The 22,004-nt window shown below is 40.5% G+C and carries 20 protein-coding genes; 16 read left to right on the top strand and 4 right to left on the bottom strand.

From position 1 onward, the window contains the following. The first annotated feature begins 33 nt into the window (after positions 1–33). Positions 34–1,464 carry a hypothetical protein gene (locus Q0779_RS12680; protein ID WP_298773056.1) on the top strand — a complete coding sequence of 477 codons (1,431 nt, stop codon included), beginning with the start codon at positions 34–36 and terminating at the stop codon, positions 1,462–1,464. A 211-nt stretch (positions 1,465–1,675) separates the two neighbouring features. Here Q0779_RS12680 and metH read toward each other — a convergent pair whose 3' ends face one another. Beyond that, the gene (gene metH, locus Q0779_RS12675; RefSeq protein ID WP_298773055.1) at positions 1,676–5,425 is read right to left on the bottom strand and encodes a methionine synthase; all 3,750 of its coding nucleotides are present in this window, start codon (positions 5,423–5,425) and stop codon (positions 1,676–1,678) included. 317 nt (positions 5,426–5,742) lie between these two features. Here metH and Q0779_RS12670 point away from each other — a divergent pair, with 317 nt between their 5' ends. The 9 genes from Q0779_RS12670 to Q0779_RS12630 all read left to right on the top strand — a co-directional run bounded on the left by Q0779_RS12670 (position 5,743) and on the right by Q0779_RS12630 (position 15,326). Next, positions 5,743–6,381 (top strand): histidine phosphatase family protein, encoded by a 639-nt coding sequence (locus tag Q0779_RS12670; RefSeq protein WP_298773053.1) that lies wholly within the window; start codon positions 5,743–5,745, stop codon positions 6,379–6,381. Between the two features lie 67 nt (positions 6,382–6,448). Beyond that, positions 6,449–7,300 carry an ABC transporter ATP-binding protein gene (locus tag Q0779_RS12665; protein ID WP_298773051.1) on the top strand — a complete coding sequence of 284 codons (852 nt, stop codon included), beginning with the start codon at positions 6,449–6,451 and terminating at the stop codon, positions 7,298–7,300. Beyond that, positions 7,287–8,336 (top strand): iron ABC transporter permease, encoded by a 1,050-nt coding sequence (locus Q0779_RS12660; protein ID WP_298773049.1) that lies wholly within the window; start codon positions 7,287–7,289, stop codon positions 8,334–8,336. Before Q0779_RS12665 ends, Q0779_RS12660 begins: the two co-directional genes overlap by 14 nt. Positions 8,337–9,250: 914 nt before the next feature. Continuing rightward, the gene (gene cobT, locus Q0779_RS12655; protein WP_298773047.1) at positions 9,251–10,282 is read left to right on the top strand and encodes a nicotinate-nucleotide--dimethylbenzimidazole phosphoribosyltransferase; all 1,032 of its coding nucleotides are present in this window, start codon (positions 9,251–9,253) and stop codon (positions 10,280–10,282) included. A gap of 63 nt (positions 10,283–10,345) precedes the next feature. Next, positions 10,346–11,125 carry an adenosylcobinamide-GDP ribazoletransferase gene (locus Q0779_RS12650; protein WP_298773046.1) on the top strand — a complete coding sequence of 260 codons (780 nt, stop codon included), beginning with the start codon at positions 10,346–10,348 and terminating at the stop codon, positions 11,123–11,125. Next, a complete protein-coding gene (gene cobU / locus Q0779_RS12645; protein WP_298773045.1) occupies positions 11,122–11,655 on the top strand; it encodes a bifunctional adenosylcobinamide kinase/adenosylcobinamide-phosphate guanylyltransferase in 534 nt (177 codons plus the stop codon). Before Q0779_RS12650 ends, cobU begins: the two co-directional genes overlap by 4 nt. A gap of 546 nt (positions 11,656–12,201) precedes the next feature. Next, complete coding sequence (locus tag Q0779_RS12640) at positions 12,202–13,731, top strand: cobyric acid synthase (protein WP_298773165.1); 1,530 nt, start codon at positions 12,202–12,204, stop codon at positions 13,729–13,731. Positions 13,732–13,822: 91 nt separating this feature from the next. Beyond that, entirely contained in the window at positions 13,823–14,449 is a 627-nt protein-coding gene (gene cobO, locus Q0779_RS12635; protein WP_298773163.1) for a cob(I)yrinic acid a,c-diamide adenosyltransferase, read from the top strand. Between the two features lie 4 nt (positions 14,450–14,453). Beyond that, positions 14,454–15,326, top strand: coding sequence for a cobalamin-binding protein (locus Q0779_RS12630; protein ID WP_298773044.1), 873 nt, complete (start codon positions 14,454–14,456; stop codon positions 15,324–15,326). A gap of 63 nt (positions 15,327–15,389) precedes the next feature. On the opposite strand, the gene crp is transcribed toward Q0779_RS12630, so the two are convergent. Next, positions 15,390–16,025: a cAMP-activated global transcriptional regulator CRP gene (gene crp, locus Q0779_RS12625; protein ID WP_298773042.1), complete on the bottom strand. Its 636-nt coding sequence runs from the start codon at positions 16,023–16,025 to the stop codon at positions 15,390–15,392. Between the two features lie 404 nt (positions 16,026–16,429). Between crp and Q0779_RS12620 the strand changes: the two genes are divergently transcribed. From Q0779_RS12620 to Q0779_RS12605, 4 genes are all read left to right on the top strand, one after another. Beyond that, positions 16,430–17,344 (top strand): hypothetical protein, encoded by a 915-nt coding sequence (locus Q0779_RS12620; protein WP_298773040.1) that lies wholly within the window; start codon positions 16,430–16,432, stop codon positions 17,342–17,344. Between the two features lie 574 nt (positions 17,345–17,918). Next, positions 17,919–18,548 carry a hypothetical protein gene (locus tag Q0779_RS12615; protein WP_298773039.1) on the top strand — a complete coding sequence of 210 codons (630 nt, stop codon included), beginning with the start codon at positions 17,919–17,921 and terminating at the stop codon, positions 18,546–18,548. A 103-nt stretch (positions 18,549–18,651) separates the two neighbouring features. Continuing rightward, positions 18,652–18,828, top strand: a complete 177-nt coding sequence (locus Q0779_RS12610; protein WP_298773038.1) for a hypothetical protein — start codon at positions 18,652–18,654, stop codon at positions 18,826–18,828. Between the two features lie 194 nt (positions 18,829–19,022). Then, positions 19,023–19,511: a hypothetical protein gene (locus tag Q0779_RS12605; protein ID WP_298773037.1), complete on the top strand. Its 489-nt coding sequence runs from the start codon at positions 19,023–19,025 to the stop codon at positions 19,509–19,511. Positions 19,512–19,610: 99 nt separating this feature from the next. Here the strand turns inward: Q0779_RS12605 and Q0779_RS12600 are convergent, their stop codons facing one another. Beyond that, positions 19,611–20,093, bottom strand: a complete 483-nt coding sequence (locus Q0779_RS12600; RefSeq protein WP_298773036.1) for a hypothetical protein — start codon at positions 20,091–20,093, stop codon at positions 19,611–19,613. Then, the gene (locus tag Q0779_RS12595) at positions 20,090–20,800 is read right to left on the bottom strand and encodes a pesticin C-terminus-like muramidase (protein WP_298773035.1); all 711 of its coding nucleotides are present in this window, start codon (positions 20,798–20,800) and stop codon (positions 20,090–20,092) included. The genes Q0779_RS12600 and Q0779_RS12595 overlap by 4 nt, the downstream gene beginning before the upstream one ends. A 383-nt stretch (positions 20,801–21,183) precedes the next feature. On the opposite strand from Q0779_RS12595, the gene Q0779_RS12590 reads away from it, so the two are divergent. Together Q0779_RS12590 and Q0779_RS12585 are read left to right on the top strand one after the other, a co-directional pair. After that, positions 21,184–21,393: a hypothetical protein gene (locus tag Q0779_RS12590; RefSeq protein ID WP_298773034.1), complete on the top strand. Its 210-nt coding sequence runs from the start codon at positions 21,184–21,186 to the stop codon at positions 21,391–21,393. Between the two features lie 28 nt (positions 21,394–21,421). Then, entirely contained in the window at positions 21,422–21,877 is a 456-nt protein-coding gene (locus Q0779_RS12585; protein WP_298773031.1) for a hypothetical protein, read from the top strand. Positions 21,878–22,004 lie beyond the last annotated feature (127 nt).

The raw sequence follows: 22,004 nt of genomic DNA, 5'->3' as shown, positions 1-22,004 counted from the left end.
TTATTTCTTTCTATTTGTTATAAGGAGGCTACAATGCCAAATATTAGTGCGACAAACATTCATTCTCCCGCTCAATCTGAGTCGTTTTTTAAGCTTGCAGATGTATCAAATGATCGCGTGATTATTAATCATGGAGAGCCTGAAATAGCCTCTAAATTTCGAACTCGATCGGGCTCTGTTATCGCCGATAAGATTGTGTCTGCATTGGGAAGCCATGGTCAAAGCGAGGATCGTTATCAAATTCAAAATGGGGCGGCACACAGTATGTTTGCTCGTTTTGTTCGAGCTGATTTTCCTGAAATTGGCGATGCAGCTACACAACAGTTAAACGGCAAGCAAATCAGCGGTCATAGATTGACCCCTAGTGATATTTTATTTGTCAAAACCAATTTGGTCGGTTTGCAAAAAGATCCACAACAAGCGAGAGAGATGCAAGCATTGTTTGTTAAAATTGGTGAGGATCCTCGTTTTATTGCCATGTTAGAGGGACAAGCATCGGCTTTGGCTTTGTCGGCTGACGATAGTGCATTGACTATGGCCGATTCAGGTGGAGCTTATGTCGCCGATAAAGCGCTGTCAGCTGGAGGAGCTGCATCTAGTGTTTTACCTATTATCAAAACGGGTGTGCAGATGGGAGGCATGGTGTCTCATGGAAATAAGCAAGGTCAACTTCAAAGTGTTGCAAATGCACTAAAACATCATCAAGTTGACAATAAGTTGGGCAGTTATATTGCCAGTAATTTAGCGGCTGATCATGAATACACTGCCGAGAAATTAGCGATTAAAGCAACGGCTTCAACGGTGCTAACAGGGCTAGGTAAAGCGCACGCTATTGATCTGGCAATTGATCCTCTTTTGAACGGGGTTGGCAGTGCTGTTCATGATATGACTGCTGATGTCATTATTGATAAAGGTATTGAATTAGGAGCTGACGAGATGGTGGATGAAGGAATTGACCAGCCCTTGGATTTTATCGATCGTCGCCGGTCGGATATTGTCAGTTTGCCACGTATTGAAGTCGTCACAGATTCAGGTTATCACTATTTTGATATGAACGATCGTCGAAATTTGGATATTTTATTAACCTATTTAGGGGCGGGAGAAAATACTACTTTGACCGATCCTAATATTGCGGAAACATTTTCAGGGCTTAAGGAAGGTGAGCAAGCTCGGTTAGCCTTAAAGACGCAATTAGGATCACACCCATGTGAGCATATCGTTAAAGGTGAAAGAACCGAAGCGGATAATATTATGCTTAACAAAATGGGAAATAATCGTTCATTGTCCAGTTTTTTAGCGGATATCAGATCAGGACGTCTTGAGGATAATCAAGATTATTTCAATGCTTCAGAGCAAGAACGCACTGAATATAAGGCCTTAAGAAATGCGAGCCTTGATCAAGGAAGACCCGATAATATGCCAAGCCCGTTGAGGTTAGTGATGTTGGCAGAAGGTCTGCTATAGAGATTCTATCGAAGCTGCCAAGTATATTTAACGTCTTGTATTTAAGGTTGTGTATTTAAAATAGTATGTTTGAAAGGTATGGACTTAAATTGCAATATTCGAGTGAATGTTTATCTCGAATATTGCAAAAAACTTTATTTCAAAGTGTTTAAAGGCTGTTATTCAGGCAATGCTTTTCAGCTTGGGTATTGCTCTAAATCACCCGTTTTCTTTATTCAGGATCGTAATCAAGGACTGGCATGAGCCAACGCTCGGCCTCAGTAATACTCATGTTTTTACGTTCAGCATAGTCTTCAACTTGATCGCGGCCAATATTACTGACACCAAAATAACGTGATTTGGGGTGGGCAAAATACCAACCAGACACCGCGGCTGTTGGAAACATGGCATAGCTTTCTGTAATATTAAGGCCAATGGCTTCATCGGGTTTTAATAGCTCCCATAATAAGCCTTTTTCGGTGTGATCTGGGCAAGCGGGATAACCTGGCGCTGGGCGTATACCTTTATATTTTTCTCGAATGAGCTCTTCATTATTTAGCACTTCATCGGCGGCATAGCCCCAAAATTCTTTTCTCACTCGCTCATGCATGCGCTCTGCAAAGGCTTCGGCGAGTCTATCGGCAAGGCATTTAAGCATAATCGCGCTATAATCATCATGTTCGGCTTCAAAACGGGCCACATGTTCATCAATCCCATGACCTGCCGTCACGGCAAAACCGCCCATGTAATCGGCCACACCGCTTTCTTTCGGGGCGACGAAATCGGCGAGGCAGAAATTGTCATTGCCCACGCGTTCAATTTGCATACGCAAGTGATGTGTGGTCATTTCAAGTGTGCTGCGTGACTCATCGGTATACAGTTCGATATCATCAAAATTAACGGTATTGGCAGGGAAGAGTCCAATCACTGCCTTGGCGGTTAACCACTTCTCATCAATGATTTTTTTCAGCATGGTTTGCGCGTCGCCGTAGAGTTTTTTCGCTTCAATACCGACAACTTTATCTTCAAGAATTTTAGGGAAATGCCCATGGAGTTCCCAGCTTCTAAAAAAAGGCGTCCAGTCGATACGCTCAACCAAATCTTCCAGTGGATAATCTTCAAACACTTGACGGCCTAATTGATTGGGTACAAAGGGGGTATAGTTTTCCCAGTTGTGTTGGCAGCGATTTTCCCGTGCTTTTTCAATGGTGGTGATGACTTTACGTTTGGTTTGAGCATTGCGCTTATCACGCATTGCTTGGTATTCGCCATAGGCTTCATCAATGGTGGCTTGGCGTGTTTCATTGCTAATGAGCTTAGAGACCATAGGGACCGCACGTGATGCATCGGCAATGTAAATGGCACCTGTGGGTGAATGGGGAGCGATTTTGACTGCTGTGTGAATTTTCGAACAGGTTGCGCCGCCGATAATGGAAGGAATAGTGAGCCCTGCTTTATAAAAGCTTTTGACATTGTGAACCATCTCATCGAGGCTGGGGGTGATCAAACCCGACATGCCGATAATGTCGACATTTTCAGTTTTGGCGGTTTCAATGATTTTCTCAACGGGGACCATGACGCCTAAATCAATGACTTCATAACCATTACAAGCTAAGACAACACCGACAATATTTTTACCAATATCATGGACATCGCCTTTTACTGTCACCATTAATATTTTACCGTTAGATTGCCCTTCGACTTTTTCAAGTTCAATGTAGGGATTTAAATAAGCAACGGCTTTTTTCATGACCCGCGCCGATTTGACCACTTGAGGTAAAAACATTTTTCCTGAGCCGAATAAGTCACCGACAATGTTCATGCCGTCCATTAAAGGCCCTTCAATCACATCCAATGGACGGCTGGCTTGCTGTCTTGCTTCTTCGGTATCTTCATCAATAAATTCTGTGATCCCTTTGACCAGCGCATGAGCCAAGCGCTCATTGACAGGTAAGTGACGCCATTCTAAATCTTCTTTTTTGGCAACGTGATTGCCATCGCCTCTAAATTTCTCAGCGACTTCTAACAACTGTTCGGTATTGGATGAGTCGCTAACAGGGCAAGGTAAATTTTGTACTACATTTTCAACCAGCTGTTTTAATTCATTATCGATGTCATCATAAATCGCTAACTGACTGGCATTAACAATGCCCATGTCCATACCCGCTTGAATGGCATGGTATAAAAAGACAGCATGTATGGCTTCACGTACAGGATTATTACCACGAAATGAAAAAGAGACGTTAGAGACACCCCCTGAGATCATGGCATGAGGTAATGTTTGCTTAATTTCACGTGTGGCCTCGATGAAATCAACCGCATAATTATCATGCTCCTCAATCCCAGTGGCAATGGCAAAAATGTTCGGGTCAAAAATAATATCTTCGGGAGGAAAGCCGACTTTATCAACCAGTACGCGATAAGCACGGGTGCATATTTCCACTTTGCGGGCTTTGGTATCCGCTTGCCCTGCTTCATCGAACGCCATAATAATGGCAGCGGCGCCATAGCGTTTGACCAGTTTAGCTTGCTCGATAAATTTATCTTCCCCTTCTTTAAGGGAGATGGAATTGACGATCCCTTTGCCTTGTATGCATTTAAGTCCCGCTTCAATGACTTCCCATTTAGACGAGTCAATCATAATAGGCACGCGAGAAATGTCAGGCTCTGAGGCGACGAGATTTAAAAATTTGTGCATCATTTCAACGCCATCAAGCATGCCTTCATCCATGTTGATATCAATAATTTGCGCCCCATTTTCCACTTGTTCACGGGCCACATCTAATGCGGTTTCAAACTCACCTTCTTTAATAAGGCGTAAAAAACGTGCCGAGCCTGTGACATTGGTCCGTTCACCGACATTTAAAAATAAGGAGTCTTCATCGATATTGAGCGGTTCTAATCCTGACAGACGGCATGCTATGGGTAAATCAGGAATTGAGCGTGGCGAATGTTTAATGACGGCATCTCGAATAACGTTAATATGGGCAGGCGTGGTGCCACAGCAGCCCCCGACAATATTCAAAAAGCCTTCAGCTGCCCATTCTTGAATGACCTCAGCCATTTCTTCAGGCGTTTCATCATATCCACCAAATTCATTTGGCAAGCCTGCATTGGGATGAGCTGAAACAAAACATTCTGCTATTTTTGAGAGCTCTTCCACATAAGGACGCAGTTCTTTGGGGCCTAACGCACAGTTCAGACCAATAGAGAGTGGCTTAACGTGGCGAAGTGAATTGTAAAAGGCTTCTGTGGTTTGTCCTGTTAATGTCCGGCCTGAGGCATCAGTAATGGTGCCAGAGATCATAATGGGTAAACGAGCCCCTAAGGTTTCAAATACGGTTTCAATGGCAAACAGCGCAGCTTTGGCATTGAGGGTATCAAAGATGGTTTCAACCATGATGATATCAGCGCCACCTGTGATAAGCGCATTAATGGACTCAATATAAGCATTGGCTAATTCATCAAAACTGACATTTCGAAACCCAGGATCGTTCACATCAGGGCTAATAGAGCAAGTACGGTTAGTCGGGCCGAGTACACCAGCGACATAGCATTCACGGCCTGTTTCTGCCATGACTTCTATTGCGGCGGCTTTGGCAAGGCGGGCACCTTCTAGGTTAATCTCTGCTGATAATGCCTGCATGTCGTAATCGGCCATGGCAATCCGAGTCGCATTGAAGGTGTTGGTTTCAATGATATCGGCGCCAGCGAGTAAATAATCTTTATGGATTTTTTTAATGGTATCGGCTTGGGTGAGAACTAATAAATCATTATTGCCTTTGACATCACTGGGCCAGTCTTTGAAGCGCTCACCTCTAAAGTCGGATTCTTCAAACTGATAATCTTGGATCATGGTTCCCATGGCACCATCAAGCATTAAGATCCCATTGTTAAGTTGTTTTTTCAGCTGGGCTGTTTTATCAACTAAGTGAGTTGCTGAAGGAGTGGGATGGGTTAATGTTGAGGATTGTGCTGCCATGATTCATTCCTATTTGGGTACGGGGTAAAGACAAGCCTTATCAATATTAGATTGTTTTTGAGTAAACTTGATTATCACGTTTATGGGTAAGTTTACTCGCTTAGATAAGGTTACACCGTAAAGACTGCGATTTACTTTAGACATTTATACGTATAGACGTCCATACTACGTGAATTTATCCTTAAAGTGCAAGAGTTAACATGATGGGGTGGTTTTAATCGTCGTTTTATTGTTTTTAATTTGTATTTATTGTGGTGTTTATGTTTCGTTGGTGGGGGAAGCGTTATGCTCAATAAAGATAGGGGGAGGTGAGCGTCATGAAAACAGATCTTTATTTATTGAGACATGGAGAGTGTCAGGGAGGTCATATTTTGAGGGGAAGGGTGGATGTGCCTCTCTCTTCCAATGGCTTTGTACAAATGCAAAGGGCAATAGAAAAATTGCCACAAGATCCAGATGTGATTGTCAGCTCACCTTTACGTCGCTGTATAGAATTTGCTCATCAACTACATGTGCAAAAAGGCATTGAATTGCGTGTGTATGATGGCTTAAAAGAAATGGATTTTGGTGACTGGGATGGGCGAACTTTCGATGAACTATACGCCACATTTGAACCGGCTTTAAGTCGTTATTGGCGCGATCCTTGGAACGAAACACCTCCTAATGGGGAGCCTATGTTGATGTTTGAACATAGAGTCGATAATGCTTGGCAACAGTTATTAGAGTGCTTTAAGGGAAGAAGAGTACTGGTGGTTGCACACGGTGGTGTGATTCGACACATCATGTCGCGAGTATTAGGCGTTAAACGTTGTGCAGGTATTTATAGTCAACTGGCTTTAGGTTATGGTGCTACGGTTAATGTTGAAGTGCATGTTAAAAACGATGGGGAGGATGAACACAATGTCCACCAAGTAGAACACAGGCAATTTTATTCTCGACTGCATTGGCCTAATTGACAGTATCATTGTTTATTGGTGCGCTATGGCTTCTATCTACTTGTTACCGCTAAGGTATTGTTAATTGATGAGTAATATTAAAAATCAAGAAAAAAATGCGCTGTCGGTTCATGGATTGCATTGGCAGGTAAATGCTCAGCCTGTTTTATCTGATATCCATTTCAATCTTCAAGAAGGAGAAGTTTTGGGTATTATCGGGCCCAATGGCGCTGGAAAATCCAGCCTTTTGCGGTGCCTATATCGTTATTTAAAGCCGACATCTGGGTATATTGCGCTTTTTAATCAGAATATCTCGACGTTCACATCCAAGGCTTTTGCTCAAAAAGTGGCTGTGGTGCTACAAGATACGCCTCAGCATTTTGATATGACAACGCGGCAATTGGTGGCGTTAGGTTTAACACCTCATAAAAGCCTATTTGATGGGCATACGTTGCTTGATGATGCGGCGATTGATCAGGCATTAGATAAAGTTGGGCTTTTGGATAAAGCCCTTCAAGTGTTTGAGTCCTTATCGGGAGGAGAGAAACAGCGGGCTTTGATTGCCAGAGCAATAGTGCAAGATCCTCAGTTACTCATCTTAGATGAACCGACCAATCATCTTGATGTGCGATATCAAATTCAAATTCTTGAATTATTGCGCTCACTGAATATCAGTGTGATTATTTCTATTCATGATTTAAATTTGGCGAGCGCTCTTTGTGATTCATTGGTGTTGCTAGAGAAGGGGGAATTAATTGCTCAAGGCTCGCCTGACAAAGTATTGACTGAATCGACTATTTCTCGCGTATTTGATGTGTGTTGTGAAGTGCACCCTCATCCACAGCATGGTAAGCCACTTATTTGTTATTTTTATGGTTATGGCAATGAGTATTCTTGTGAACATGATAAGGAAAACCATTCGATAAATGTTATTACTTAGTCAATTCATCAAACGTTTTTTGCGTTTATTTGGGATCCCTTTAGGATTACTTATTGCTGTTTTTTCCTTGTTATCGGCAACCAGTTTTGGTGCGGCAGATATTCGTATTGTGGATGTGATCCAGAGTTTGAATTTTCATTTATTGGGTATCAATGAAACGTTAGGGTTGAAAGATCGGATTATTATGGAGCTGAGATTACCTCGAGTCGTGTTGGCGTTTATTGCGGGAGCCGGGCTGTCGATTGCGGGTAGTGTACTGCAAACGGTGACGCGTAACCCCTTGGCTGATCCTTATTTATTTGGTATTTCTTCAGGGGCTTCTTTTGGTGCTGTTGTGGTACTGACATTGTTGCAACAAGGTGTTTTGTCTCATTTCGGGTTAACTTGGATAGGATTGCCTACCGGTGCGTTAATTGGTGCTGGATTATCTGTGTTTATTGTATTGAACATGTGTGGTAAAGATGTGGGGCGGCAAGTGGAACGTATGTTGCTTTCAGGCGTGGCCGTGTCTTTTATGTTTGGTGCGTTAAGCAGTTTGATGTTGTATTTTTCTTCTCCTCAAGCGGCGGCATCGGTGCTTTTTTGGAGTTTAGGGAGTTTTGCTAAAGCCACATGGTCAGTGCTCATGTTGCCGACTTTGGTCGTGGTGTTTTGTACTGCCATTATATTGTTGTTTCAACGCTCTATTATAGCCATGAAAATGGGGGATGAAACGGCCCATACTTTAGGGATTAACGTTTCTTTTTTAAGAATTGGTATGTTAATCCTTTGCTCTGTCATTACGGCGACCTTAGTGGCCTCTTGTGGTGGCATTGGCTTTGTTGGATTAATGATCCCGCATATTGTGCGCTTAGTATTTCCAGGTCAATTGTCTTTGATGTTAACGGGAATGTTAGGCGGAATTTTTATGATTTGGGTTGATGTTTTAGCGAGAACCTTGTTGAGTTATCAAGAGTTACCTGTAGGCATAATTACTGCAGTGATTGGCAGTTTATTTTTCTTGTTTGTATTAAAAACTCGCCAACAAGAGGGGTGATTATCAGTGAATATAGATGATTTGGGTTGATGTTGATGTCATTGATGTTTTAGCGAGAACCTTGTTGAGTTATCAAGCACTATCGCTAGACTGTCTGTAGGCATAACTACTGCAGTGATTGGCAGTTTATTTTTCTTGTTTGTATTAAAAACTCGCCAACAAGAGGGGTGATTATCAGTGAATATAGATGATTTGGGTTGATGTTGATGTCGTTGATGTTTTAGCGAGAACCTTGTTGAGTTATCAAGCACTATCGCTAGACCGTCTGTAGGCATAACTGTAGGCATAATTACTGCAGTGATTGGCAGTTTATTTTTCTTGTTTGTATTAAAAACTCGCCAACAAGAGGGGTGATTATCAGTGAATATAGATGATTTGGGTTGATGTTGATGTCATTGATGTTTTAGCGAGAACCTTGTTGAGTTATCAAGCACTATCGCTAGACTGTCTGTAGGCATAACTACTGCAGTGATTGGCAGTTTATTTTTCTTGTTTGTATTAAAAACTCGTCAACAAGAGGGGTGATTATCAGTGAATATAGATGATTTGGGTTGATGTTGATGTCGTTGATGTTTTAGCGAGAACCTTGTTGAGTTATCAAGCACTATCGCTAGACCGTCTGTAGGCATAACTGTAGGCATAATTACTGCAGTGATTGGCAGTTTATTTTTCTTGTTTGTATTAAAAACTCGCCAACAAGAGGGGTGAATATCAGTGATTATCAGTGAATATAGATGATTTGGGTTGATGTTGATGTCGTTGATGTTTTAGCGAGAACCTTGTTGAGTTATCAAGCACTATCGCTAGACTGTCTGTAGGCATAATTACTGCAGTGATTGGCAGTTTATTTTTCTTGTTTGTATTAAAAACTCGTCAACAAGAGGGTTAATCATCGTGAAAAAGTGAGAGGATCTATGTTTGATATACCGCCTGTTTGCCGTACTCATGATAAGGAGATTCAATACAGAATTGATATGAAAACGAAACCACCTTCGTCTTTAGGTCAGCTAGAGCCATTGGCTTTGCAAGTGGCACAGGTATTGGGTAAAGATAATCCTCAGATTGTTAAGCCCCAAATGTTAGTGTTTGCTGCCGATCATGGGGTGAGTCAAGCGAATATTTCTATCGCTTCAAGTGAAGTGACACAGCAAATGGTGATGAATTTTATTAGTGGAGGCGCCGCTATTAATGTGTTCTGCCATCAAGTGGGTTTTGGACTCGAGGTGATTGACTGTGGCATTTTATCGCCATTGGCGTCATGGCCCAGTTTGATACAGCAGCGCCTCGGTGCAGGGACTCAGCCATTTCATTTAAAAAAAGCCATGAGTATTGATGATGTATATGACGGATTTGATATGGCGAGCCAACGAGTCGACTTTCATCATCAACGGGGGTGTAATCTTATTGCTTTTGGTGAAATGGGCATAGGTAATACGGCTTCGTCTTCAGCCATCATGGCCAGTATACTCAAAATGACAGCCAAGGAATGCGTGGGACGAGGTACTGGGATTGATGATGAAAAATTTGCGCGTAAAATTCAAGTTGTTGAACAAGGGTTAGCATTACACCAAGCTGAGTGTACCGATATTGTTCATATTCTTGCTTGTGTGGGAGGCTTTGAAATTGTGCAAATGACAGGAGCCATCTTGGCTGCCGCACAAAGGCAAATGTTGGTGGTTATTGATGGATTTATTGCCACTGTGGCAGCATTGGCTGCGGTTAACATTAATGCTAATGCGAGGGATTATATGATTTTTGCGCATCAGTCTCACGAGTATGGACACGCTATTTTATTAGATTATTTAGATGCAAAACCCCTATTAGCACTCGATATGAGGTTAGGAGAGGGCACGGGAGCGGCATTGGCTTTACCTCTTATTCAGGCGGCGAGTCATTTTTATAACCAAATGGCGGAACTAACAGATTTGGGGATAAAGATAGATTAAATTGATCGATTTCAAATGATTTTGCTCAACCTATTCAGTTATATTAAAGATAATGAGAAAGCGATGAATTTCTGCAAAAAACAGTTGTGCTTATTTTTTATTGCGATGGGCTTTTTAACACGGTTACCTATTCCTTCTTGGATTGAGATTGATACTGATAGATTAAATCAAGCGAGTCGGTATTTTGGCTTGGTTGGGCTACTCGTTGGCGGAGTGTGCGCCAGCGTGTTTGCGATAACCGCTTATTGGTTACCAGTGTCGATTGCGATCGTGTTGTCTATGATAACCAGTGTTGTGATCACCGGTGGCTTTCATGAAGATGGCTTAGCCGATACCGCCGATGGATTTGGTGGTGCTTGGAGCGCAGCTGAAAAATTAAATATTATGAAAGATTCGCGTTTAGGCAGTTACGGTGCGCTTGCGTTAGTGTTTGCTTTACTCTTTAAATGGCAACTGCTGACTGAAATTGCTCTATTTGATCCCAACCGAGTCATGGTGGCTTTTATTATTGCCCATTGCTTAAGCCGTGTTTTGGCAGCGAGCCTGATTTTTAGTGAAAAGTATGTGCGAGATGAAAAGGACAGCAAGGTAAAGCCTTTAGCACAATTTCAGAGTCTAAATGAACTCTTGATTTTATTACTTACAGCGGTATTGGCTTTACTCTTTGTTGATCTCTGGCAAGCAGTGGTTTTAGTGTTATCTTTGTTGATGGTTCGAATATTATTAGTCGCCTTTTTTCGAGGCCAAATAGGTGGTTATACGGGTGATACTTTAGGGGCTGCGCAACAGGTGAGTGAGTTAACTTGTTATTTTGTTTTACTCATTTTTTGTATGCCATTTTGATCCACTTCATCTTAGGTGGAGCTCGCAGTGGAAAAAGCCGTTTTGCAGAATCTTTAGTGTATGATTTTAGTGAGCAAGGGCGTGATAGTGTGTATATTGCCACGGCTCAAGCCTTAGATGATGAAATGGCTCAGCGAATAGCTCAGCATAAAATGACACGAAGTCAAAGTGGAGTGCAGTGGCAAGTCATTGAGTGCCCTTTGTTGTTGAGTCAAGGTTTAGTTGATCATATGTCGCCGAATAGCGTCATTTTAGTTGATTGTTTGACCTTGTGGTTAACCAACCAGCTATTACATAATGAACGGCACTGGTCGCAAGTAAAAGCAGACTTTTTACAGACATTAACCCAAGTGGATGGAGAGCTGATTTTGGTGAGTAATGAAGTGGGTTTAGGTATTGTTCCTATGGGAGAGATTAATCGGCGTTTTATTGATGAAGCGGGTTGGTTACATCAAGATATCGCGCAGCTTGCAGAACGGGTCACGTTGATCACCGCTGGATTACCTCAGCACCTAAAAGGTGGGGATTAGTTTCATATTAGCCATGATCATTAACTGTTATTGTGTTGATTATTAATGAAATTTAGGAATCCATTGTAATGGATGAAGCGGATTGGTTACACCATATATCAAGATATCGGATAAACGGGCTGAACCTGTCATGTTGATCACCGCTGGATTACCTCAGCATCTAAAAGGTGGGGATTAGTTTCATATTAGCCATGATTATTAATGAAATTTAGGAATCCATTGTAATGGATGAAGCGGATTGGTTACACCATATATCAAGATATCGGATAAACGGGCTGAACCTGTCATGTTGATCACCGCTGGATTACCTCAGCATCTAAAAGGTGGGGATTAGTTTCATATTAGCCATGATCATGAGCTGTTATTGTATCGATTATTGCTGAGATTGAGGGATCAATGGTAATGAATGAATGAATGGATGAATGAATGAAGTGAGTGGGTTATATCAAGATATCGGATAAACGGGCTGAACCTGTCATGTTGATCACCGCTGGATTACCTCAGCAGCTAAAATAAAAGAGATGTATTGTGGAAAAAAGTGCAAAAATGCATTCTGCCAAAATGATAATGGTACAGGGTACAACGTCTGATGCAGGAAAAAGCACTTTAGTCGCTGGATTGTGCCGTGTTCTGTCTCGAAAAGGGGTAAAGGTTGCGCCTTTTAAACCTCAAAATATGGCCCTCAACAGCGCGGTAACGTGTGATGGCGGCGAAATTGGCCGCGCACAAGCATTGCAAGCTTATGCTTGTGGACTTGAGGCTCATACGGATTTTAATCCTATTCTATTAAAACCGAGTTCCAATACCTGTTCTCAAGTGATTGTACAGGGAAAAGCTTTATTGGCATTAGAGGCCCAAGCGTTTTTTGGTCCTGATAGCCAAGGTTATAAAGCATTAGCGATGAATGCGGTTTTGGATTCATTTTCTCGCTTAACGGCGCAATATCAATGGGTGGTCATTGAAGGGGCGGGGAGTCCTGCTGAAATTAATTTACGTGAGGGAGATATTGCCAATATGGGGTTCGCAGAGGCCGTAGATTGCCCTGTGATCATTATTGCGGATATTGATAAAGGCGGTGTGTTTGCTCACTTAGTGGGAACATTGGCGTTACTGAGTGAAAGTGAGCAAGCCAGAGTAAAAGGCTTTGTGATTAATCGCTTTCGAGGGGATATCAGTTTACTGCAATCGGGGATCGACTGGCTAGAATCTTATACGAATAAGCCTGTATTAGGGGTATTACCTTATTTGCAAGATTTACATCTTGAAGCTGAAGACGCCTTAATCAATGCGCCTAAGAAAACCCTTGCTCACTTTAAAGTCGTCGTGCTCGTTTATCCAAGGATCAGCAATCATACCGACTTTGATCCTTTACGTTTACACCCAAATATTGCTTTCTCTTATGTGTCTATTCAAACGCCTGTAGATGCCGCTTCTTTTCCACAAGCGGATTTGATTATTTTACCGGGCAGTAAGAGTGTGCGTGATGATTTAGCGAGTTTGCAAATGCAAGGCTGGGATAGCTATATTCAGCAGCATTTACGTTATGGAGGTAAAGTACTTGGGATCTGCGGTGGCTATCAAATGTTAGGAAGGGATATTCATGACCCTAATGGCGTAGAAAGTGAGAAAGGTGAGAGCTTGGGGTTAAATTTATTGCCTATTACGACTCAGTTAACGAATACTAAAAAATTAACGCAAGTTAGAGGGCAAATTCGATTGTTGGATGAGCAAGCGGTTTTTAAGGGGTATGAGATCCATTGTGGCGAAACACGATTATTAGCCCAAGGTATGCAGCCTGTCTCTTTTTATGAGCAGTCCTGTGATAATGTCAGTGATGAGAGAGAAGCGCAGCATAGGCAGATAAAAGATGGATTCCTATCTAATGACAACCAAGTATTAGGCACTTATGTGCATGGGCTATTTGATAGTCCTGAAGCGGCAACACTTGTGCTCAAATGGGCGGGAATGCGTGATGTGACACCGCTTGATGTGGATGCCATTAAAGCACAGCAACTGGAACGATTAGCGGATGTGTTAGAGCAACATCTAGACTTAGCAACTATCGCGACCTTTTAGTGTATCGATTTGATGTAATCATTGTTTTATCTAACAGCTTTTGACAATAGTAAGGCAACAAATGAAAAACCATTCAGAGATGAACTCAAACATGAGCAATACGCAAGATGATAAACACAGAGATGAGATAAAAGCCCAGCGGCATAAAGCCAGACAGCAAAAAGTGAAGGCAGGCGTTGATGCTAAAATTGCTAACGCCCAAAAAGAGCAAGGTATCTTGCTGGTATTAACCGGTAATGGAAAAGGCAAGTCGACATCGGGTTTTGGCACGGTGGCGCGGGCGATTGGTCACGGTAAGAAAGCGGCCGTGGTGCAGTTTATTAAAGGGAACTGGGAGTGCGGTGAGCGGACGTTACTTGAGGGGGCGGGGGTTGAATTCCATGTGATGGGAACCGGTTTTACTTGGGAGACTCAAGATAAAGAAAAAGACACACAAGCTGCATTGAAAGCTTGGGAAGCGGCTGAAGTGTTATTAAATGATCCCAGCCTTGATCTTGTGATGCTTGATGAGTTGACGTATATGGTCAGTTATCACTATTTAGACGTTGAACGTGTGATTAATGCTTTGAAAAATCGTCCTTCGATGCAGCATGTTATTGTGACAGGTAGAGCATGCCATCGGCAAATTATCGAATTGGCGGATACGGTGAGTGAGGTTCAACCCATTAAACATGCCTTTGAGGCCGGTGTTAAGGCCCAACCTGGCTTTGATTATTAGACACATGAACAACATTATCGTGTACCTAATGTCATGGCTGCGTTATTTTCTGATAGTCGGTTTTTTAGCGCTGTTTTCTACCCACTGTGCTGTGGGGGCTACATTGGTAAAAGAGCCCGCTAAACGCGTTGTGGCTTTATCGCCTCACGCTGTTGAAATTTTGTTCGCAATTGGTGCAGGTGACGCCATTGTGGGGACTAGCGATAGCAGTGACTATCCTGAAGCGGCTAAAAAAATCCCTAGAGTCGGTGGTTATTACGGGCTTCAAATCGAAAAAATTATTGAGCTGGATCCCGATCTCATCGTGACGTGGCAAGGGGGGAGTAACCAAGAAGCGCTGACGCGTTTGTCAGGCCTTGGCTTTGATTTAGTCAATAGCGATCCTAAAACGCTAATGGAGGTAGCGGATGATATAGAGCGTTTAGGTGAGTTGACAGGGCACACAAAACAAGCTCATCAAGTCGCAACAGATTACAGGCAAAGGTTAACGATATTAAAAGAGGAGAATGCACCTAAGAAAGGCATAACAGTTTTTTATCAGTTATGGTCAACGCCATTAATGACGGTGGCTAAAGATAGTTGGATACAGCAAATTATTGCGGTGTGTCATGGACAAAATGTTTTTTATGATGCAAAAAATGAATACCCTCAAGTGAGTGTCGAATCTGTGTTACTCAAAGCGCCTGAGGTTATTTTACAAAGCCAAGATGAAGGTAATGTGCTTGGTGTTGATTGGTCTCGATGGCCAGAAATCCCAGCAGTAAAACATCATCATATTTATCAGTTGAACGCTGACTTATTACATCGCCCTTCACCGCGTACTTTATTAGGGGTGAAAGCGTTATGTGACGTATTGGATAAAGCAAGAGTGAACTAGACGTGAGTTGTGCGTATTAAAAAGGGGATAAAAATCGTTGTTTATCCCTTTTTTATATTTATGTTATCGAGTGCCGTATACCACGATAGTTTTACCGTGAGCTTGAATGAGGTTCTGCTCTTCCAGCATTTTTAAAATACGGCCTACTGTTTCTCGTGAGCAGCCGACAATTTGACCTATCTCTTGGCGTGTAATTTTAATTTGCATGCCATCTGGATGGGTCATGGCATCAGGCTGTTTGGCTAAATGCAATAAGGTTTGTGCGATACGCCCAGCCACATCCAAGAAAGCTAAGTCTCCCACTTTTTGACTGGTACTGTGTAAACGGTAAGCCATTTGTGCTGAAAGCTTCATGAGGATTTCAGGATTGACTTGAATGAGTTGCTTAAATTTTTTATAGGATATTTCAGCAATTTCACAGGCTTGTTTTGCTCTAACCCAAGCTGTTCGTTCGGCTTGTTCTTCAAACAGGCCTAGCTCGCCAATAAAATCTCCTTGATTTAAATAAGAGAGGATCATTTCCTTGCCTTCTTCGTCTTTGATCAAGACGGCCACAGAGCCCTTAACAATATAATAAAGGGTATCTGAACTTTCTCCTGCATGGATTAATGTGCTCTTGGATGGATACTTATGAAGGTGACAGTGTGATAAAAACCATTCCAAAGTTGGATCGGGTTTCGGCTTTCCAATCAGAGCCATGCCTATATTCCTCGGCTGATTTAACATTAAATGATAAAAATATGTTATTTCATCATCATACGGCAATTACTTGAGTAAAACATTGATTAAGATCAAAATTTTATCTGCTTTAAATTTTACCTAAGGCAGAGTAATAACAAGATAATCTTCGCCTATTCTAGCAAATTTTAGTGTGTAATGGGTATTTTGCGCATTGGGAGCATTTTTAGATGAGGTTATGGTTCGGGACTTGCTAATAGCCCAAAAGGATGAGTTTAGATTGTTAAAGGAGCCAAATGGCTAGGGTAGGTTTCATACTTGAGATTGATGTGTTAATGCATTATGTCGGTTAATCTTTTTTCTCACAAAAGGTTGAAATCTTGGTTACAAGGAGGGTAAAGCTTACTTTAACATAATGAGAGGCAATGAAAATGAAAAAAAGCCATATAAGTAGAACGATTTTTCGTGAAGTTATTTTTATTGTCATTTGCCTCGTTATGATAGGTACGGCATTTGCGACTTCAGAAAAAAATATCTTAAATAGCGACGGTGAAATGCTTGGAAACATTGTTTTTCCAACTGATGCTGGAGAGAGTGCTAACGGCGTATCACTGAGTTTATATGATTATACCGAAGAAAATATTCGTTCCATGAATTGGGCGCTGGATCCTGACACTAAAGATTTGTTGTCTTTTTCTTTAGAAGCGGTCGAGGGGACTTATCCCTGCAACGGCCCTGAAGGGCCTTGCTCTTTCACTCGATTAGTGCTGATTGATTCTCAGCTTGAGAGGAATACTGGTGAATGCACAGCACCAGGGACAACAACAATCAATGATGACGGCACCATATCTATGTCAGTCGGGTCCTGCGCGGCAGGGATGTTTATTCCTGAGGCGGTGACTTATGTTGAAGCACTGGCCAGTTATACCTGTGTAGGCTTTAATACGCCTCTAAACAATAAGCACCATAAGATCATGAAAATGAACCGGCACAGGGTATTACCATTACGCGCGACACTTGAAGATAATGATGGTCAGGTATTGGAACAAGATGATGTCTCTGCCCCCCCTGTTGTCCAAGTGATGTATACCCCTTCGGTGACAGATGAGATGCACCTTGAAGCTGTGGATGTGAGTGCCGATGTTTTGGGGGTAGGGAAAGCCCAAAAAGCTCTAGCATCGACGGGTAATATGTTTATTTATAAAGGCAATAAGTGGGCATTTAATTTAAAAACCGACAGTTATTCAGCCCCAGGGCTTTATACAGTGAGTTTAGTCTCGGGTAACAGCGATGAATATGAAGTGACGATGCCATGTGTTACATCTTTTATTGTTAAATAGGGTGACATAAAGGCTGAAATAGTGATTGAAACACAGGCTGATATAAAAGTTGAATCAAAGTGTTGTCCATACAAGGTCAACACTTTATTCCTCATTCTTTCGATATTCAGTGACGTGGTTTAATTGATACGATTCATTCCATTTTTCAATTAGCGTTGTTTTTATCTATTCTGGTAGCGCTAATATCAAAGCCCTGTGTGCTACCTGCGATAACCCGTGTTTATCACTGGTAGAGTTTGACGCATTTATGCCCCAAAATCAGTTCCACACTTTGGAAGCTGAGTAAGTCGAATAAAGCTATATCTTTAGAAAAGCTAATGGAAAAGGTCACGTTCAATTTAGAGGTGTACCTGTAGTGCTCAAATTAACTATGTTACTAGATGCCATAATCATCAATGTTGGAGATTTGTATATAGTCTCCAAATAGCATTTATACTTCGCTATTTTTAAAAATAAGGGAAAGACCTGATATTTATAATTTTCAAGATGAGCATAATACCAAGTAAGACTAAAGTTTAGGTTTTGTGTGATACAGGGATTTATCTATATTTACTATAAATAATAAGGGGTTGGTATGTATATCTTGAAAAGGTTAGTTTGTTTTGGTTTGTTAACAATGAGCGGTGCAACTTATGCGGGATCAATAACATCACAGCAGATACCACAGCAACAGCAGATACCACAGCAACAGCAGATACCATTAGTAGATGCAGAATTTGCAAAATTATTTCTAAATAATATGAATATTAATATGAGCGACGCACAATATACATTTAATCAGCTTGGTAGTAGCCTTGCAACGTTGAGTGAAGAGGTCTCAAATATAGCGATAGATAGTCAATCTACTATGGATCCTGTAATGATAAAAAACATGTTACGTTCATATATTGAGATGACAAACTCTATGGTTACTCAGGCGGGGTCTACTTTAAAAATGATAAATGAAGGTAATCAAGTTAGCCGTTATGATTTACCTTTAGTGATCGCTGTCTATGGACATTTGAATCAAATAGAAGGATTAATAGGAGAAACAACGAATCGTTTTCAAGAGTCTATCATGTCTGAAGGAGAAGTTTATAATTTAGATAATACATATATGATGATGATTAACTCTATAATAAGCACCTCCTCCACAGTTTTTCCATCCTCACAGGATCCACTGTCACATAATACAAACCAAAGCATTGCAAATAATATTCGTTAAGAGAGATACCTAGATATCACTTGGGTTAACACCTATCGGCGATAGCGTTATTATTACAGGAGCAGTGTAAATTTGTAGGCAGACATTACATTGGGATAAAGAGGTGGTAGATGCCACGACTGAGGTTAAGAAGCAATTAATGTCGAAAGGTACGTCGATTGGTGGCAATGACACCGCCATAGCAGGTCATGCCATAGCAACAAAGTGCGTACTCGTTACCAATAATACTCGTGAGTTTAAGAGGGTTGAAGGGCTTAACTACGAAGATTGGGTGCATTAAGCCATATTTCCTACCAGTAATATTATCTCTTTATCACTGGTAGGGGATGGGCATAAAACCCTAGTGTAGTGGCCTAGTAAGGGAGATGTTTTTCTATTTTATATGTAGAAATATGACAAATATGTTTTTTTTAAGAAGAATATAGGAAATATGAGGGGTAGACTAAAGTCTACGTTTTTTATGGGGGATTGATTTTGTCTGGATTAGAATTAAGTGGTCATTTACCTTTTGTTAATACGATTAGTCATAATGAAATTGAAAGCATTAAAAATGGTGATGTTGAAAGTAAGGTATCGAAAGCGTTAGATTATTTATCAGATCTTATTTTCAGAACGGATCGTGTAGCAGCAAAAGAAGCCTTAACAACATTATATTCTAGTGATTCTTCAATGACTGAAAAAGAAGAGGCTTTTTCTTCCTTAAAGTCACTATGTCGAGTACCAGATGCGTTTAGTGGAACCTCTTTTGAGCGTGATAGCGGAGAAATTAGGGCGTTACAAGTCGAAATCGGATTTGGTGAATATTTAGGTTGGGTTAAAAGTGAATCCGAGGATAATTATCAATCAATTGGTATTGCTCATTCAGCTCTTAATGATGACACTAGGGCTTTAGCATTTCTTTCTTTTGGGAATGGACCTTTAACTTCAGATTGTAATTTGACGGTAACGCCTATAGAAATCTAAAAAAGCATTTTTAATCAATTTATTGCGAATAAAGCTGATAATAACCAGTGATAATACCTCTTTTATCACTGGTAGGGGGGTAACCATGTGTACTTGCTGCTAATCGGATGCTAAATTTGATTCTTTAACAAAAAATATTTTATCATCCAGAGACATGTCACCGATTCTTGAGTAACGATTTAAAAAGTCATATATACTATCCATTTCTTCAATCATTAAAATCCCATTATAATAAACGCTCACATTTTTTCTGGTTTTCAAGACGAATATCAATGGTCTGCCAGCAAATTGAATTAATCTTACTTTGTAATCATCACAAGCACCGAGCTGACATGAATCTGCATAAGAAGCTTTACCTTTTTCTTTCTTGATTGTATTGGGGCGACTCATTAATGATAAAATAAATTCTGATGATTTTTCATTAGGATATAGTAGATCAAAGTTAAATACTTGATTAACTTTGCTGTCAAATTTTTTGTTTTGAGCCAGTGAATTTGTATCGTTAAATTGTGCAATATTGATTTCTATTGCATTACAATAAAAGCATAATAAATACAAATTAATAAATAATATAATTCTCATAATAATTCCTTTAATTTTTGGGCTTCTATCTTTCTTCTTGAAGGATAAGGATCTTTAAAATCCATTAAATTGTCATATGCTTCTTGCCACTGTTGTCCAGTAACCTGTCGCCAAAAGTTTTTAGTTTCATGCTTTGCACTGCCATATTGATATTCAACAGAGGTTATTACAGTTTGTGCTTGTGAGGGTATACAATTAAATTTCACATTACTATCCGCATTATACTTATTAATCAGCCTTTTTGTTGCTTGGGCTTTATTATTGATGTAGATCTGTTCAGCTTGTTCTTGCGTTATGCTTAAAGGGTGTTCTTTTAAATATTCATCAGCAACTAATTTTTTCATGCTCAGATAAGGTTCAAGTTTTTTTATCAAGTCAGCATCTAAGTTTAATCTTTCTAAATCATTTTTATTTCTAGCGCCTAAATCGAAACCAACAGAAATAGTCACACCACTTTTACTACCTTTTGGATCTGGAACATTAGCTATTAGCTCCATTCCGCCTTCTCTGGCCTCGATAAATTTAAAATCAATTTTTTCACCGCAACCATTATTTTCATTACAATTTGGGCAGATTTTATCTTCTTTCTCTTTAACCCCTGCCTCCGCTTCACTCGCCACCGCCGCAGCCTTTCTTTTAGCTAGTATCCTTTCAACATGGGCAGCATGTCGAGCGTCGTTCTCTGGATCCGGTTTACTGTATTCCATTGCCTCCATTGCACGCTGTTTTTGCTGCCTTAGTATCTTCTCTCTGGGGGTTAACTGACACTTTGGTGGGGTTTCTGGTTTAGCCCTTTGTGTCGGATTACAGAAATAACATTTACAACCCATAACAATCCCTTGTTTAAATGCGCAAAAAAAAGGAAATAGTAATACACCTAACCTTATGCTAATTAAAGGATTATTTTCAGGAATGATAAAAACTGGGGCTTATGTCGCAAAGTTGAAAAGCAGATTTTAGAAATTGAAGCAGTGATAAAACCAGTTATCACTGGTAGGGAAATTTTTGCAGTACAGTCAGATTTGTCTATGCTGGTCACAATAGTTAGATGTACTAAAATTGCGCTTAATTTATAGAAAGGAAATAGATAATGGCAACAATAGCATTTTTTGAAGAAACCCTGAAATGTCAGGGAAACGAGGAAGAAATGAATATAGAGTTCGGGAGCTCTTCATACTTTGATGAGGCTAGTATTTATCTAAAGGTAGATGGAAAGGCTCTCGTAATGGATCGTGCAACCGCAAAAAAATTTGTTGAGGCTGCTACTGGAGTGGGTAATTATTTTGGTTTTACTGATTAATCAATAGAATTAATTAAAAGGGAAATATATGAGGACGGAGCAAGAATTATACAAAGATCGCACAGTTGGACTACTAGTGAACTTTCAATTATTAGAGCTTTCACTGAAGATGTATATAGGTTCGTCCTACAGTTATATTAATTCTTTAGTGGAAGATCATATTTATTTTGATTTCTCAACAAAGGACGTAGAGAGTTTTCCTTTAGAAAGGCTTCTGAACTTATTCGGTAAACTTAACAATAATGATGAGCTAAAAAAAAGGCTCAACAAACTCACAAAAAATAGGAACTATTTAGCTCATGAGGCCCTGCTAGTTACAATTGGCTCCGATCCAAATATGGATACATTGCACACAAAAGCTAAAGAATTTTATGAACTAGAAAGTGAACTTATGGATTGTTTAAAGGTACTATTAGATGAAACTCATAAGCTTAAAGTCAAAGGTGAATCAAGCAGGTTAAACTTAGGTATCAGTAATGAGTAACTTACTTCTATCCATTTTATTTTAGCAAACCAGTGATAAAAAGCCTTATTTGTAGTGGCATAGTTAGTTTGGCCACCTAGTTAGAGGTGATATCATCACCTCATAAGATGACAGGTGACATTATGAC

The sequence above is a fragment of the uncultured Shewanella sp. genome (assembly GCF_947491715.1).
In the GTDB taxonomy this organism is placed as follows: domain Bacteria; phylum Pseudomonadota; class Gammaproteobacteria; order Enterobacterales; family Shewanellaceae; genus Shewanella.
Note: the sequence above shows the minus strand (reverse complement) of the source record. Positions and strands in the feature narration are given on the sequence as shown.